This is a genomic window from Sphingomonas hankookensis, from assembly GCF_028551275.1.
Classification (GTDB): domain Bacteria; phylum Pseudomonadota; class Alphaproteobacteria; order Sphingomonadales; family Sphingomonadaceae; genus Sphingomonas; species Sphingomonas hankookensis_A.
Window position 1 is genome coordinate 47821 of the sequence record NZ_CP117027.1, and the last position, 14321, is coordinate 62141.

A 14321-nucleotide genomic window follows, 5' to 3' on the forward strand; every position below is an offset into this window, starting at 1 on the left:
GGGGCACCGGCAGCCGAAGGCCGATTGGCCCCGGACAACATTGATCAGGGAGGGACGTGCATGATCCGCTTAGAAAATATCCAGCGCCGCTATGTCTCCGACGAGGTCGAGACGACCGCGCTCTCCGACATCGACCTCCATGTCGAAGCAGGCGAGTTCGTCGCGATCATGGGGCCGTCGGGCTGCGGCAAGTCGACATTGCTCAACACGCTCGGCACCGTCGATCGCCCGACCGGGGGCAGGTACCTGTTCGGCGAACAGGATCTGGCGGCGATGGGCGAGAGCGAGCTGGCGAAGTTCCGGGGATCGACGCTCGGCTTCGTGTTCCAGAGCTTCAACCTGATCGACGAGCTGACGATCGAGGAGAATGTCGCGCTCGGCCTCGCCTATCGCGGCGATGCCGGGGCCAGCAGCGGAGGGCGCAAGGCACGGGTCGCCGCCGCCATGGACAAGGTCGGCATCGCCCACCGCGCCCGCCATTTCCCGCACCAATTGTCGGGCGGGCAGCAGCAGCGCGCCGCCATCGCCCGCGCGATCGTCGGCGATCCGAAACTGATCCTGGCGGACGAACCGACCGGCAATCTCGACACCGCCAATGGCGAGCAGGTGATGAACATCCTGATGGGGCTGAACGGCGAAGGGGCGACGATCGTGATGGTCACCCACTCGCCCGCCCATGCCGACATGGCGAAGCGGCGGATCGACATGCTGGATGGCCGGATCGTCGCCAGCGCGATGCGGGCGATGTGAGCTTTCCCGCAGCCCATCCCCAACCCGTGCGTACCCCCGGGCTGACGGCGGCGCATTCCCCCTTCCCTCCCAACCGGAGACCTTCCATGAAACCGCTCCTCACCCTCGCACTGCTCGCCTCCGCAATCCCAACCCCGGCGCTGGCGCAGGGTGCCACGCGCAGCTTCGCCGCCGCCGGGTTCGACCGCATCGTCGTGCAGGGCTGCGACCATGTCGCCATCCGCTTCGGCGCGGGCTTCGCCGTCCGGGCGGAGGGGCAGGCGGGGTCGCTCGCCGCGATCGGCGTCGCGGTGCGCGGCCGGGTGCTGACGCTGCTTCGCGACAAGGGCAGCTGCGACAGCCGCGCGGGCAAGCCCGCCGCGACGATCAGCGTCACCCTGCCACGGCTGCAGGCGATCGAGGCGAGCGGCACCGGGTCGGTCCGCATTGCCGGCCTGAACGGCCCGACCTTCGCGGCGCGGATGCGCGGCACCGCCAACCTGTCGGTCGACGGCCTGCGGACCGACCGCGCGGTCGTCACCCTGTCGGGCACCGGCACCGCGACGCTGAAGGGGGTGCAGGCGCAGCGGCTGTCGCTCGAGCTTGGCGGCACCGGCCGCATCACCGCCACCGGCCGCGCCAACGCACTGGCGATCGCCGCCAGCGGGACGGGACATGTCGACACGTCGACGCTGGCCACCACCGGCCTGTCGGTCCGCGCCAGCGGCACCGGATCGGTCCGCGCGGCGGTGAACGGACCGGCGGGGATCGACGCCAGCGGCATCGCGCGGGTCAGCGTCACTGGACGCCCGGCCTGTTCGGTCGCGAAAAGCGGCATGGCCCGCGTCACCTGCGGCTGAACGGGGAGGGGGGAGCCATGAACCGTTTCGCGCTGCTGTCGCTCTATCGCTCGCTTGTGCGCCACAAGCTCTATGCCGCGCTCAACATCGGGGGGCTGGCGGTCGGGATCGCGGTGTTTCTGATCCTCGGCCTCTATGTCCGGTTCGAGACGGGTTATGAGAAATGGCTGCCCGATTACGACAAGACGTACATCGTGCGGACGACCTGGACCCTGCCCGACAGCCCGGCGAACGGCACCTATGCGTGGACGATGGGCGGACTGCTCGATCAGATGCGCGAGGATTTTCCGGGCGTCGTCGGTACGCGGATCAATGGCGGGGGCAATGCCGGCACGATCCTGACCGAGGGGCGCGCGACGCAGGTCGACGCGGCACAGGTCGACGCTAATTTCCTTCAGGTGATGCCGTTGCCGCTGGTCGCGGGCGATGCTGCGACCGCGCTGGCGCAGCCGGGCAATGCCGCGATCGACGAGAAGACCGCGCGCGCCTATTTCGGCGACCGCGATCCGATCGGGCAGACTTTGGTCCTGTCGATGGACAAGGTGCGGACCTATCGCGTCGCCGCCGTGTTCCGCGACCTGCCCAAAAACAGCGATTTCAAGCTGTCGGTACTGGTCCCGATCACCCGCGATATGGCGAGCGAGAACTGGTATCACTGGGGCAGCACGTCGCTGCAGACCTTCCTGCGTTTTGACACGCCCGCCGCGGCGCGCGGGTTCGCGGCGAAGCTGACCGCGTTCGTCGACCGGCGCGGCAAGGAACTGGCCGATATCGGCGAAAAGCCGTCACAGACGCAGCAACTGAACCTGTTGCCGCTTGCCGACCTGCACCTCGAACCGGCCGGTGTGAACACCAGCAGTGCCAGGATGACCGTCGCCACGCTGGGGCTGGTCGGTCTGCTGACGCTGCTGATCGCGGTGGTCAACTACATCAACCTCGCCACCGCCCGCGCCGGCCTGCGCGCCCGTGAAGTGGCGATGCGCAAGGTGCTGGGCGCCGATCGCGGCACGCTGGTGCGCCAGTTCCTCGGCGAAGCGGTGCTGACCGTCGCCATCGCCGCGCTGGGCGGGTTGATCCTTGCCGAGCTGGGCCTGCCGCTCGTCAATGCCGCGGGCGGGCTGTCGCTGACCATGCCGTACGCCGTCGTCGTGCCGGCGCTGGTGGTGCTGGCGGTCGTCGTCGGGGTGCTGGCGGGAGTCTATCCCGCGATCCTGCTGTCGCGCTTTCCCGCCGCCGCCGTGCTGGCGTCGGCACGGTCGCCCGGCGGCGGGCGCGCAGGGACGCGCATCCGCGAGGCGCTGGTGATCGGGCAGTTCGGCCTCGCCATCGCCTTCATGATCGGGACCGCGGTGCTGGTCGCGCAGACCCGCCATATCCGCGTGAGCGACGTCGGTTTCCAGCGCGATGCGTTGATCGTGTTGCAATCGACCGCGGATTCGGCGGTGCCCAAGGACCGGCTGCCGTCGATCCTGACCGCGATCCGCGCGCTGCCGCAGGTCAGGGACGTCACCGTCTCGAACGCTGCGGCCGGAGGCAGTGGCGAGGATAACAGCGACAACATGCCATTGCCGGGTGTTGCCGGCCCTGGACCGTCGCTCAAATGGGTGTTGGTCAGCCCGCGCTTCTTCGAAACCCATGGTACGCGGCTGTTGGCCGGGCGCTGGTTCGACGAGGCGCATGGCGAGGACGATACAGCGGGTCGCGATCAGGCGAAGGGGTTCAACATCGTCGTCAACCGCCGTGCGCTGCCGACGCTGCGCTTCGCCAGCCCGGAGGACGCGGTCGGCAAGACGATCGGCGGCCAGCGTCCGCGCACCATCATCGGCGTTGTCGACGACATGCGCTTCGACACCCCGCGTGTCCCGTTGCCGCCAACCTATTACATCTATTACCGTCAGCCGGAAAAGATCGGCACCTCGATGACGACGATCCGGACAACCGGCGACCCGCGCGCCGCGATGCAGGCGGTGCAGGCGCTGTGGCTGCGGATGATGCCGCAGGTGCCGTTCAACGCCAAGACCGCCGACCAGCGGCTCATCGACTTCTACGAAGCTGACGACCGCGCCACCCGGCTGTTCGGGATCGGCGCCGGCCTTGCCGTGCTGATCGGCTGTGTCGGGCTATGGGGCCTCGCCTCGTTCAACACCGCCCGGCGGACGCGGGAGATCGGCATCCGCAAGACGCTGGGCGCGTCGTCGTCGGATATCGTCAAGCTGCTGGTCGGGCAGTTCCTGCGCCCTGTCCTGATCGCGAACCTCGTCGCCTGGCCGCTGGCGTTCTTTGCGATGCGGACATGGCTGGCCGGGTTCGAGGACGCGATCGCGCTGTCGCCGCTGTTCTTCATCGGGGCGAGCGTGGTGGCGGTGGCGGTCGCGGTGCTGACCGTGCTCGGCCAGTCGCTGCGCGCCAGTCGGGCGGCGCCGGCCTGGGCGCTGCGGCACGATTGATGGGGGGCAGACAGAGGCCGCGATCGGGATTCCGACCGCGGCTTGTGTGGGAACGACGGGGCATGATCACCGATTCTTCCCCTTCCGCGTCTTCCTTGCTCATGGCCGACAGCGGCGAATGTCGTGGCTCGGGCCACGACAAAGAGGGTTAGATTGGTGGGGAATGTTCGATGGCAGGATAGGGTGCGCTGCGTTCATTGTATTACACTATGTCGCGCAAGCGGGGCAGCGGTCCGTGTCGGCCGTTTCTCGTCCGGGACCGCCAGTACGCTGGCAAAGCCAAGGGGATGGGCAGGGTGCAATTGGATATCGACGCGATCCGCGCGCAAATCCGAAGGATGGATTTCGAACGGGGTACCTCCCACGAAATCGCACAGTGGCACGAGGACGACCGGGATTCCCGGCATAACCTCGTAATCGAGGGCATGTGTCCCGAACCGATCGAGGACCGGCTGTTCGCGATGATGTTGGATGAAGGGGTTTCGCCCGCCCTCGCATCAAAGCTCGTCGTCGATTTGATACAGACCGGCACGGGCAAGCTCCCGGTCTGATCCTTGGCGGTCGACCGTACCTGTCGCTTGGCGCCACCGACGCAGGGCCTTGGCCACGCGAACGTTGTGTCTTCTAAGCGTGTGCGCCTACCGCGCGTTGCAGGCGGCCAGAGGGTGCGCCCCGGCAGGCGCTAGCGGATGATCACCACCTTCGTTGCGACTTCGGCCGCAACATCGCGCCACGCCTTGTCGGCGGTATAGGCCGCGACGCCGAGGCGCTTGGCCAAGGCAAGGCAGAACCGATCGCCCAGCGACAAGCCGGCTGATGAAGTCACCGCACGCAAGCTGCCCGCCTCCCAAGCCATTGCATCGTCCGCCGCAACGACGGTGTAGGGTAGCGCTCCCAGCATCGCGCGAACGTCCTCGATCGGCGCGCCGAGATGGACGAAGTGGCTCACCACCTCGGCCTGATTGACCGCGCAGACCGAGGCGTCGGCGATCACTCCGGCGACCCTGCTTGCCCCGGGTTCGTTTTTCAGCAGCGCGAGGATCGCCGAGGCATCGAGCACCACGCCGCTCATTCGCCGCTGTCCCCGCGCCGTGCAGCAAGGAATGCCTCGATCGAAGCATCGGGATGTCCGGCATAGCGTTTGGCAATAGCCTGTGCCTTGGCTACGGTCTGATCCACGGTGCGCAGGACAACACCATCGGCGGTTTCCTCCAGTAGGACCGCACCGCCACCTTCAAGGCCTAAACGCTTGCGGATGTCCGCAGGCAAGCTCATGCGTCCATTGGGCGTAATGTTCACTTGTAGTGTCATATGACTCAATCGATAATGGGTGGCATAATTGCTTAACTGTGCCACAAGATGGGCAATATGTCTCGTTAAATCAAAAATCAGTGTCATTCCAGGTATGCCCTGTTCGAACAGGGCCACGGAACACCCGCTGCCGTCCGATCAGGGTCGTTCGCAGCGAGATTGAACACTTCCTGCAAAGGGTCTAGAGCCTGATCGAACAGAAAGGGGTTCCGATGGCCTTGTTCGGCTATGCACGCGTGTCGAGCGACGATCAGGACCTGCGCATCCAGGAAGCGGCGCTGCGCGCGGCGGGGTGCCAGGCGATCCGGTCGGAAAAGAAATCCGCCACCGGCCGGGCCGGGCGCAGCGAGTTGCAGGTGCTGCTCGACTTCCTGCGCGAGGGCGACACGCTGGTCGTCACCCGGATCGACCGGCTCGCGCGATCGATGAAGGATCTGCAGGACATCGTCCACGAGCTGAAGGGGCGGGGGGTGGCGCTGAAGGCGACCGAGCAGCCGATCGATACCGGTACCGCGGCGGGCAAGGCGTTTCTCGACATGCTGGGCGTGTTCGCCGAGTTCGAGACGAACCTGCGCCGCGAACGCCAGGCGGAAGGGATCGCGGCGGCCAAGGCGCGCGGGGTGTACAAGGGCGGCAAGCCGCGCATCGACCCGGACGCGGTGCGCGCGCTGGCCGGGCAGGGCATGCGCCCGGCGCATATCGCGCGCGAGCTGGGGATTTCGCGGGGGACGGTGTACCGGTTCCTGCCGCGGGGGGATCAGGCCTTGTCCTGATCCAGCGCTACCCCGCCAACCGCGCCGCCTCCGCCCGCCCCCGCGCCGGCAGCGGCCCGGGGCGGCCCAGCAGATAGCCCTGCGCCTCGTCGCAGCCCTGTTCGCGCAGGAAGGCGAGCTGTTCGACCGTCTCCACCCCCTCGGCCAGTACCGGGATGTCGAGGCTCTCGCCCAGCGTCAGCACCGCGCGGATGATCGCGGCCGACTGGGGCGCGCCGTTCAGCTCGGCCATGAACGAACGGTCGAGCTTGATCTTGTCGAACGGAAAGGAGCGCAGCGTCGACAGCGACGAATAGCCGGTGCCGAAATCGTCCATCGCCACCGTCACGCCGATCGCCTTCAGCTGGCGCAGGACATGGATGGTGCGCACCGGGTCGGTGATCATCGCCGTCTCGGTAATCTCCAGCTCGAGCCGGGCGGGCGACAGGCCGGTGTCGAGCAGCACCTGCTGCACCAGGCGCGGCAGGTCGACATGGCCGAGCTGGACCGGCGACAGGTTGACCGCGATGCGATGCGGCTCCGCCCAGCTGGCCGCCGTGGTGCAGGCGGTCCGCAGCACCCATTCGCCGATCGGCAGGATCAGCCCCGACTGTTCGGCCAGCGGGATGAAATGCGCGGGCGACACGCTGCTGCCATCGGCGCGGGTCCAGCGCAGCAGCGCCTCATAGCCGGTGATCGCCCCGCTCCCGACCGATTCCTGCACCTGCCAGTGCAGCGCCAGTTCGTTGCGGTCGATCGCGGTGCGCAGCTCCTGCACCATCTGGCGGCGGACGCGGACCGTCTTGTCCATATGCTCTTCGTAGAAACAGGCATCGACCGCGATCGCCGCCTTGGCGCGGTACATCGCCAGGTCGGCATTGTTGATCAGCGCCGACAATTCGGTCGCATCGCGCGGCCATAGCGCGACGCCGATGCTCATCCCGCAATTCGCCTCGATCCCGCTCGCCTCGATCATTACCGGGGCGGTGATCGCATCGCGCAGCCGGTCGATCAGCTGGACGGCGTCGTCGGGTTCGGCGACCGGCATCACCGCGACGAATTCGTCCCCGCCCAGGCGCGCGATGAACTCGCCGGGCAGCAGCGCCGCCTGCATCCGCTCGGCGATGCGCACCAGCAGCTGGTCGCCGGCGGCATGGCCGTGCATGTCGTTGACTTCCTTGAACCGGTCGAGGTCGATCGACAGCAGCGCGACGGCACGATGCGGGCTGTCGGCGCCGGTCTGGCGCGCCAGCCATTCGAGGAACGAGGTACGGTTGGGCAGCCCGGTCAGGCTGTCGTTGCGCGCGAGATGGGCGATGCGGCGCTCCTGCGCGATCCGCGCGCGCAGGTCGCGGATCGAATAGATGGTCTGCGGACAGGCGCGGCGCTGGTCGAAACGGACCGCGACCTCGACCGGGACGTCGCTGCCGTCCGACGCGACCAGCGTCAGCTGGACGAGCCGGTCGGGGGTGGCGGTGGCGATGTCGGCGATCCAGCAGGCGAGCGGCTGCCCGACGATCGCCCCGCCGCCCCCGACCAGCGTGGCGAAGGCGGCGTTGGTGGCGGTGATCGCCCCGTCCTGCACGATCGCCATGCCGTCGACATTGCTCTCCAGCAGCTCGTGCAGCCGGCGGCGGGTGTCGGCGCGCGCCTGCGAATCGAGGATATAGGTGGCCAGCCCGGTGCCGATGACGACCGTGCCGACCCCGGCCACCGCGATCGCCATCACGATCGTCGCCGTGCTCGACCCGAATTGCCCGGCGACGGGTGCGAAGGGGGTGACGGTCATCGCCGCCATGCCGGTGAAATGCAGCAGCACGATGCTGCCGACCATCAGCGCGGTCGCCCACCACGGCCCGGCGAAGCGCCCGGCGGCACGCGCCCGGTCGAACGCCAGCACGCCCAGCGCCACCGCGAACAGCACCGACGCCGCGACATAGGCGGGCGACCAGCGCACCAGCCCGTTCGCGACGAACGCCTGCATCCCGATATAGTGCATCGCGCTGACCGTCAGCCCGAACAGCGCGCCGCCCAGCGCCGCCGACGGCCGCCCGCGCCGGGTGGTGAGGTGCAGCGCGCCGGCGCTGCCGAGGATGGCGAGCAGCAGCGAGATGCCGGTCAGGCGCGGCTCATAGGCGACCTCGACGCCCGGCTGATAGGCGATCATCGCGATGAAATGGGTGCACCAGATCGTCGCCCCGGTCGCCGCGCCGCCGAGGAACACCCAGGCGATGCGCGATGCCCGTTCGGCATGGCGGATGCGGTCGAGCAGCCGGATGGTGATCATCGACCCGACGAGACAGAACCAGGCGGCAAGCCCGACCAGCGCGAGGTTATGCTCTTCGGTCAGGCAGGTAAGGAAGCGCATGTGCCGGACTCCGTTCGACCCGCCGGTACGATTGGGTTTCTAAACGAAATCTTATCGCCATGGGGTATCCGGCCCGAGGGTACGATCGGTACGAAGCCGGAACGGCCGGGAACTTTCCCGGCAACGTGCCGCAGCGCAGCATCGATCGGTCCCGGGCGGCGCTAAAGGGCTTGTTGCCGGGCTGTTCGAACGGCTAGGCGGGATATTGCACGGCAGCGGGCCGGGCGGACGAAGGATAACCCATGAAGATCGCGGTTTTTGGCCTCGGCTATGTCGGCATGTCGAACGCGGTGCTGCTGGCGCAGCACAACGAAGTCGTCGCGGTCGACATTTCGGAAGAGCGCGTCGCGCTGGTCAACGACCGCAAGTCGCCGATCATCGATGCCGAGCTGGAACGCTTCCTCGTCGAACGCCCGCTCGACCTGACCGCGACGACCGATGCCGCCGCCGCGCTGGCCGGGGCCGATTACGTCATCGTCGCGACGCCGACCAACTACGATGTCGAGACCGACAAGTTCAATACCGGATCGGTCGAGGCGGTGATCGCCCGCGCGACGGCGGTGGCGCCCGACGCGACGATCGTCATCAAGTCGACGATTCCCGTCGGCTTCGTCGACGATGTGCGGGCGCGCCTGTCCGCGCCGAACGTCGTCTTCAGCCCCGAATTCCTGCGCGAGGGCCGGGCGCTCCACGACAATCTCCACCCGTCGCGGATCATCGTCGGCGAACGCTCGGAGCGCGCACGGATCTTCGCCGACCTGCTGCTGCAGGGCGCGGAGAAGAAGGATGCGCCGATCCTGTTCACCGACACGCGCGAGGCGGAGGCGATCAAGCTGTTCGCCAACACCTATCTCGCGATGCGCGTCGCCTTCTTCAACGAACTCGACAGCTATGCCATCGCCGGCGGCATGGACACGCGCCAGATCATCGAGGGCGTCGGCCTCGATCCGCGCGTCGGCATGCATTACAACAATCCCAGCTTCGGCTATGGCGGCTATTGCCTGCCCAAGGATACCAAGCAGCTGCTGGCGAACTATTCCGAGGTCCCGCAGAACCTGATCCGCGCGATCGTCGATGCGAACCGCACGCGCAAGGACTTCCTCGCCGACCAGATCATCGCGCGCCGTCCGAAGCGGGTCGGCGTCTATCGCCTGACGATGAAGGCGGGTTCCGACAATTTCCGCCAGTCGTCGATCCAGGGAATCATGAAGCGGGTGAAGGCCAAGGGGATCGAGGTCGTGGTGTACGAACCCTCGCTCCACGAGGACAGCTTCTTCGGGTCGCGGGTGGTCAGGGACCTCGACACGTTCAAGGCCGAGTGCGACGTCGTCATCGCCAACCGCGCCGCGCCGGAGCTGGCCGATATCGGCAACCGCTTGTTCACGCGCGATATTTTCGGGTCGGATTGAGGCGGGGCGGCGAACTCCTCCCCGGTACGGGGAGGGGAACCAGCGCAGCTGGTGGAGGGGGGCTTCCTGTTCCACCACCGCCAGCGTTGCGGGGCACACCGCCTCCACCATCCTGCGGATGGTCCCCCTCCCCGTGCCGGGGAGGATTGGGGATGCCCCCGCCGCCGCGCCGGGACTATGCGCGGCGGCGAAGCTGGTCAGCGGCGGGTGAGCGCCTTCATCGCGTCGAGTGCGATCTGGCGGCCGACCGTATAGGGTCCGGCTTCGGGAGAGGTCGCGCGGACGAAACCGTGTTCGCCCGCGACCCAGGGCATCGGGCGCGCTGCGGGGCGGCCGGCGCTGACGCCGCGCGCCACCACCTGTCCGCTTGCCAGGTCGCGGGCGACGATCCGCCAGCGACCGTCGTTCATCGCCACGACCTCCAGCGTCCAGTCGGTCTTGCCGAGCAGCGCGCGCGTCTCGAGTGCCTGCACGTTGGTCGTGTCGGCGCCGAGCGCGCCGGTGCGCAGGATCGCGGTGCGGTCGATCAGCCGCACGCCCGCCCCCGACAGGCCATCGGCGAGGCCGCGTTCCATGTCGAAATCGGCGCCTTCATCGGCCGCCGCCGCGCGCGCGCCGCTGTCATGGGCGCGGGTGGTGGAGCGCAGTTCCGCCTCGACATGGTGGTCGGCATCGGCATTGGCGGTGGTCAGCGACCCGCGCCGCCGCAGCGTTTCGCGGACCTCGCCATTGGCGCTGCTGCGGCCGTCGACGGTCAGCGTCGTCACGTCCTCGCGGCCCGTCTCGACCTCGGCGGTCAGCTCGCGGTTCCACAGCAAGGCGACGCGCGGACGGCCGGCGCGGGCATAGGCGACGGCGAAGCGGTCGATCGTCGCCCGGTCGGGATCGGCGGCGGGCGGCGGCGCGTCCATCGTCATTGGTTGCCCGGCACGCATCCCCTGTCCGGGGGTGGCCATGGGTTGCTGCCCCTGCCGCCACTGGGCGGCGGCGGGGGTGGCGGCTGCCGTGACCAGCAGCATCGGGAGCAGCGTGCGCATCACTGGTCGCTGCGCAGTTCGATCAGGTAATGCGCGACATTGGTCGTCGCCATCGAACGTTCCTGATAGGTCGCCATCGACAGCGGCGCGATATGGACGATACGCCACACCGAGGTCGGCTCGGTCGGGGCCTGTCCGGCGTCGAGGAACGACGAGCGGACCGATACCGCCAGCGGCGCCTTGGTACAGTTCACCAGACGCGCCATCACCTCCAGCGTGTCGGTCGGCGTACGACGGGCGAACAGCCCCTCGACGATCACCTTCTTCCACACCCGGTCGTTCATCTGCACGGCATCCAGCGAGACCGGGGTCATCGCGCGCGGTACGTTGGCGACCAGCGCCGCCCCGACCGGCGCCTGCGCCCGCCGTGCCGCGCCGATCCGGCATTTGAGCGGCCGGTTCTCGCGCGCCGCCACCGGTGCTTCGGGGACTAGCCCCGAAAGCAGGACGGCGGCGGCACATAGAGCAAGGGCGATCTTCACAGCGTCTGGCTTTCGAGGGCGGCGCGGAACGCCTTGTTCTTTTCGATGGTCGGCCGCTTGCGGGCCTGCGATGCGGCGACGCCGGCATCCTCACCCACGACGCCCTCGGCATAGACGGCGGGGCGCGAGCGTGCCCAGACGATGCCGCAGCCCTTGGCATCGGCGCGCATCGTCATGCCCTTCGCCTCGACCGGGCCTTTCTCGCCGGCATAGGCGACGGTGTAGGTCCAGTCGGGCGACGCCGCCCTGGCGGTGCCGACCATGATCCGGTCGGGCAGCCCGTCCCACGCGCGGACATCGGCCTTGGTCTTCATCGCGCCCGAGAAGAGCGAGAGGGCAAGGCCGGCCATCGCCATGTACCCGCCGCCGTCGCCGCCCATCAGCCCCTGCGTCATCAGCGCGTTGCCGACGCTGTCGGTGCCTTCCTTCCAGTTCGCCTTGCCGTTCATCAGCCCGTCGAGCGCCCGGCCGCCGCGCGTCGTCGCCTGATAGGTGACGCTGCTCGCCTCGACCAGCGGCAGCGCGGTCTGTGCCCCGGTGGCGCCATAGGTGATGGTGGCGAGCGTTTCGGGATAGGCCTCGCCCGCCTGGAACAGCAGCTTCTGCGCCTGCGCGCCGTCGCGTGCCTTGACCGGGCCATTGCCCAGTTCGCCGATGAAGAGGACATTGTCGCCCTCGGCCGGGGCGGTCAGGCCCTTCTGCGCCTTGGTCGCGAGGTCGAAATATTCTTTGGCGTCGCTGGCGCGGCCCTGGCAGCGCAGGCTCCACCCCTGCAGGTAGTTCATCGCCGCGAAGTCGCTCTGAAACTGTTCGGCGTCGGACAGCGTGTCCATCCGCTCCGCCTCGCGGAAGGAGATGCGGGCGTTCTGGTAGTCGCCGTCACGCAGGTACAGCAGGCCGCGATAATAATAGGCCATGGCGCGCTCGTACGGCTCGCCCTTGAAGTCCTTGTTGGCTTCGTTGTGGAAGATCGAGCGGGCGGCCTCGGCCTGCTTGTTGTCGCCATAGATCGCCTCGATCCGGGCCAGCGCCTGGTCGAACGCCCAGGCGGCGTCCTTGTAATGGCCGCCTTCGAACGCGGCGAGGCCGAGGCGCTGGAAGTTCAGCACCGCATTGCGCTCACCCCCGGTGTACAGCGTGCGATAGAGCGGGCGCAGCGCTTCGGTGCGCGCATCGACATAGGCCGCGATCTGGTCGGGATAGGGGCCGTCGCCATATTGCGCGCGCAGCTGCGCCATGCGGCGTGCCTCCGCCTTCGCGGCGGCCTTCGCCGCCTTGGCCGCTTCGCGGGCGGCGGCGGGATCGGCCGGCGCGGCGGCGGGTGCGGCATCCTGCAACGGTGCGGCGATGGACGGCGTGGCCAGCGCGATCAGGCTGACGGCGGTGATGAAACGACGCATGATTATCCCCCCGGACATGTGGTTTTAACGGTAGAGTACGCCCTCACCCGCGGCGCGCAGGATGACGTAGGGCTGGCTGGTCCACGGCAGGTCGCCGGTTTCGAGGTCGACCAGTTCGAACACGATCTGGGTGCGGCGCTGGACCATGCCGGACTTCAGGTCGCGCGAGTCCAGCGAGCTCATCTTGCCGATCATCTGGTAATCGACGCCCGACACGCCCTGCGTCATGCCGCGGGTGCCGGTGTCGGCGACGCCGGTGCGCTTCAGCTCGCGCTCGCGCATCACGATGTCCATCGATTCCCGGCTGACGAAGCGGATCCTGCCCGCCGCCGCCCGGCTGAAGCTGGCGCGCAGCGCGCCGGTCAGCATGTCGCGGTCGATCCGTTGCGAGCTGTCGTTGTAGAATTTTTCGCTGTCGACCACGATCCGCGGCGGGGTGGTGCCGCCGACGATGTCGGGGCGCGACATCAGTTCGCGCACGACCTGGTCGGCGAGCATGTCGATGTCGCGCGATTCCAGCCCGACGCCCGAGATCGCCCCGCGACCGGTCGGGTCCAGCTCCATCGCCTGCGTGCCCTTGCGCTGTGCCGACGCCGTGTCGGTCGGCACCGCCAGCGCCGTCGCGGCCAGCGCCGCGATGATGATCGAACCCCGCATCCTCGTCCCCCAAATGTCGCTGCAGGGGCGGGATCCTCCCCGATCCCCATGGCCCCCGCCTTGGCGCGCATCATGGCGGCGGCGGCGGGGGTGCGACATACGCCGAACGGGGTAGGGGTGGGGAACGCCTCACCTCCCTACACGTCACCCCGGACTTGATCCGGGGTCCCGCTTCTTCTTCTGGCGTCGGACAAGAAGCGGGACCCCGGGTCAGGCCCGGGGTGACGGGACGAGTGGGGCTTGGGGCGGTCCTATCTACCCCCGCCCCATCCGCGCCAGCAGGGCGACGAGGTCCGACTGGCGCGACACGCCGGTCTTGGCGAAGACGTGGCGCAGGTGGACGCGCAGCGTCGCCGGGCGGCAGTCGCGCGCCGCCGCCGCCGATTCCAGCGAATGGCCGCCCATCAGCAGCGCGGCCAGCTCCGCCTCCGCCGGGGTCAGATCGAACGCCTCGCGCCACAAGGGCGTCGCGGGGGCGGGGCGGTGGGTCGGGTCGACCAGCGTCGCGATGGCGACCCCGGCAGGCGCGTGGAGCAGCCGGGTCGGCCACGGGATCGGCCGCGCGACCAGGATCAGCGTCGCCCCGCTGCCGCCCCGGCGGAAGCGCACCGCCGCCGCCTGTGGCGCGACGCGGGCGGTGGCACGCCCGAGGGCGGCGGCGATCCGTGTGCGCTCGCCCGGCAGCAGGCTCCACTCGCCCCCGGCCAGCAGCGCGTCGAACGCCGGTGTCGCGCGCAGCACCCGGCCATCCTCGCCCAGCAGCGCCGCTGCCTCCGCCCCGTGATCGGCATGGCCCTGCCAATACAGGTCATGCGCCTGTTCCCGCTCGACCTGCCCCCGCGCGGTCGCCTGCATCGTCGTCATGTCGG

At 68.7% G+C, this 14321-nt stretch carries 14 protein-coding genes; 6 read left to right on the forward strand and 8 right to left on the reverse strand.

Annotated elements, in window-relative coordinates; translation table 11 throughout:
• The first annotated feature begins 60 nt into the window (after positions 1 to 60).
• The 4 genes from PPZ50_RS18160 (at position 61) to PPZ50_RS18175 (ending at position 4587) form a co-directional block, all read left to right on the forward strand.
• Positions 61 to 750: an ABC transporter ATP-binding protein gene (locus tag PPZ50_RS18160; protein ID WP_272815957.1), complete on the forward strand. Its 690-nt coding sequence runs from the start codon at positions 61 to 63 to the stop codon at positions 748 to 750.
• Positions 751 to 836: 86 nt separating this feature from the next.
• Positions 837 to 1589: a GIN domain-containing protein gene (locus PPZ50_RS18165; protein WP_272815958.1), complete on the forward strand. Its 753-nt coding sequence runs from the start codon at positions 837 to 839 to the stop codon at positions 1587 to 1589.
• A 17-nt stretch (positions 1590 to 1606) separates the two neighbouring features.
• Complete coding sequence (locus PPZ50_RS18170) at positions 1607 to 4036, forward strand: ABC transporter permease (RefSeq protein WP_272815959.1); 2430 nt, start codon at positions 1607 to 1609, stop codon at positions 4034 to 4036.
• 296 nt (positions 4037 to 4332) lie between these two features.
• A complete protein-coding gene (locus PPZ50_RS18175) occupies positions 4333 to 4587 on the forward strand; it encodes a hypothetical protein (protein ID WP_420794437.1) in 255 nt (84 codons plus the stop codon).
• A 131-nt stretch (positions 4588 to 4718) separates the two neighbouring features.
• Here the strand turns inward: PPZ50_RS18175 and PPZ50_RS18180 are convergent, their stop codons facing one another.
• On the reverse strand, positions 4719 to 5108 hold the full coding sequence (locus PPZ50_RS18180; RefSeq protein ID WP_272815960.1) for a type II toxin-antitoxin system VapC family toxin: 390 nt from the start codon (positions 5106 to 5108) through the stop codon (positions 4719 to 4721).
• A complete protein-coding gene (locus PPZ50_RS18185) occupies positions 5105 to 5347 on the reverse strand; it encodes an AbrB/MazE/SpoVT family DNA-binding domain-containing protein (RefSeq protein WP_272815967.1) in 243 nt (80 codons plus the stop codon). The genes PPZ50_RS18180 and PPZ50_RS18185 overlap by 4 nt, the downstream gene beginning before the upstream one ends.
• 212 nt (positions 5348 to 5559) lie before the next feature.
• Here PPZ50_RS18185 and PPZ50_RS18190 point away from each other — a divergent pair, with 212 nt between their 5' ends.
• Positions 5560 to 6120, forward strand: a complete 561-nt coding sequence (locus PPZ50_RS18190; protein WP_272815961.1) for a recombinase family protein — start codon at positions 5560 to 5562, stop codon at positions 6118 to 6120.
• A 7-nt stretch (positions 6121 to 6127) separates the two neighbouring features.
• On the opposite strand, the gene PPZ50_RS18195 is transcribed toward PPZ50_RS18190, so the two are convergent.
• Positions 6128 to 8467 carry a bifunctional diguanylate cyclase/phosphodiesterase gene (locus PPZ50_RS18195; protein WP_272815962.1) on the reverse strand — a complete coding sequence of 780 codons (2340 nt, stop codon included), beginning with the start codon at positions 8465 to 8467 and terminating at the stop codon, positions 6128 to 6130.
• Positions 8468 to 8709: 242 nt separating this feature from the next.
• On the opposite strand from PPZ50_RS18195, the gene PPZ50_RS18200 reads away from it, so the two are divergent.
• Positions 8710 to 9876, forward strand: a complete 1167-nt coding sequence (locus tag PPZ50_RS18200) for a nucleotide sugar dehydrogenase (RefSeq protein WP_272815963.1) — start codon at positions 8710 to 8712, stop codon at positions 9874 to 9876.
• A gap of 197 nt (positions 9877 to 10073) precedes the next feature.
• Here PPZ50_RS18200 and PPZ50_RS18205 read toward each other — a convergent pair whose 3' ends face one another.
• The 5 genes from PPZ50_RS18205 to PPZ50_RS18225 form a co-directional block, all read right to left on the reverse strand.
• The gene (locus tag PPZ50_RS18205) at positions 10074 to 10913 is read right to left on the reverse strand and encodes a hypothetical protein (RefSeq protein WP_272815861.1); all 840 of its coding nucleotides are present in this window, start codon (positions 10911 to 10913) and stop codon (positions 10074 to 10076) included.
• Entirely contained in the window at positions 10913 to 11395 is a 483-nt protein-coding gene (locus tag PPZ50_RS18210; RefSeq protein ID WP_272815862.1) for a hypothetical protein, read from the reverse strand. Before PPZ50_RS18210 ends, PPZ50_RS18205 begins: the two co-directional genes overlap by 1 nt.
• A complete protein-coding gene (locus PPZ50_RS18215; RefSeq protein WP_272815863.1) occupies positions 11392 to 12795 on the reverse strand; it encodes a hypothetical protein in 1404 nt (467 codons plus the stop codon). The genes PPZ50_RS18210 and PPZ50_RS18215 overlap by 4 nt, the downstream gene beginning before the upstream one ends.
• A 24-nt stretch (positions 12796 to 12819) precedes the next feature.
• Complete coding sequence (locus tag PPZ50_RS18220) at positions 12820 to 13452, reverse strand: CsgG/HfaB family protein (RefSeq protein WP_272815864.1); 633 nt, start codon at positions 13450 to 13452, stop codon at positions 12820 to 12822.
• Between the two features lie 255 nt (positions 13453 to 13707).
• Positions 13708 to 14316: a helix-turn-helix transcriptional regulator gene (locus PPZ50_RS18225; RefSeq protein WP_272815865.1), complete on the reverse strand. Its 609-nt coding sequence runs from the start codon at positions 14314 to 14316 to the stop codon at positions 13708 to 13710.
• Between the last annotated feature and the right edge of the window lie 5 nt (positions 14317 to 14321).

What these genes read in the sequence shown, in the direction of transcription:
- PPZ50_RS18200 (WP_272815963.1), top strand. Translation starts at nt 8,710, where the DNA reads ATGAAGATCGCGGTTTTTGGCCTCGGCTATGTCGGCATGTCGAACGCG.
- PPZ50_RS18205 (WP_272815861.1), bottom strand. Translation starts at nt 10,913, where the DNA reads ATGCGCACGCTGCTCCCGATGCTGCTGGTCACGGCAGCCGCCACCCCC.
- PPZ50_RS18165 (WP_272815958.1), top strand. Translation starts at nt 837, where the DNA reads ATGAAACCGCTCCTCACCCTCGCACTGCTCGCCTCCGCAATCCCAACC.
- PPZ50_RS18190 (WP_272815961.1), top strand. Translation starts at nt 5,560, where the DNA reads ATGGCCTTGTTCGGCTATGCACGCGTGTCGAGCGACGATCAGGACCTG.
- PPZ50_RS18185 (WP_272815967.1), bottom strand. Translation starts at nt 5,347, where the DNA reads ATGACACTACAAGTGAACATTACGCCCAATGGACGCATGAGCTTGCCT.
- PPZ50_RS18225 (WP_272815865.1), bottom strand. Translation starts at nt 14,316, where the DNA reads ATGACGACGATGCAGGCGACCGCGCGGGGGCAGGTCGAGCGGGAACAG.
- PPZ50_RS18215 (WP_272815863.1), bottom strand. Translation starts at nt 12,795, where the DNA reads ATGCGTCGTTTCATCACCGCCGTCAGCCTGATCGCGCTGGCCACGCCG.
- PPZ50_RS18195 (WP_272815962.1), bottom strand. Translation starts at nt 8,467, where the DNA reads ATGCGCTTCCTTACCTGCCTGACCGAAGAGCATAACCTCGCGCTGGTC.
- PPZ50_RS18180 (WP_272815960.1), bottom strand. Translation starts at nt 5,108, where the DNA reads ATGAGCGGCGTGGTGCTCGATGCCTCGGCGATCCTCGCGCTGCTGAAA.
- PPZ50_RS18170 (WP_272815959.1), top strand. Translation starts at nt 1,607, where the DNA reads ATGAACCGTTTCGCGCTGCTGTCGCTCTATCGCTCGCTTGTGCGCCAC.
- PPZ50_RS18160 (WP_272815957.1), top strand. Translation starts at nt 61, where the DNA reads ATGATCCGCTTAGAAAATATCCAGCGCCGCTATGTCTCCGACGAGGTC.
- PPZ50_RS18220 (WP_272815864.1), bottom strand. Translation starts at nt 13,452, where the DNA reads ATGCGGGGTTCGATCATCATCGCGGCGCTGGCCGCGACGGCGCTGGCG.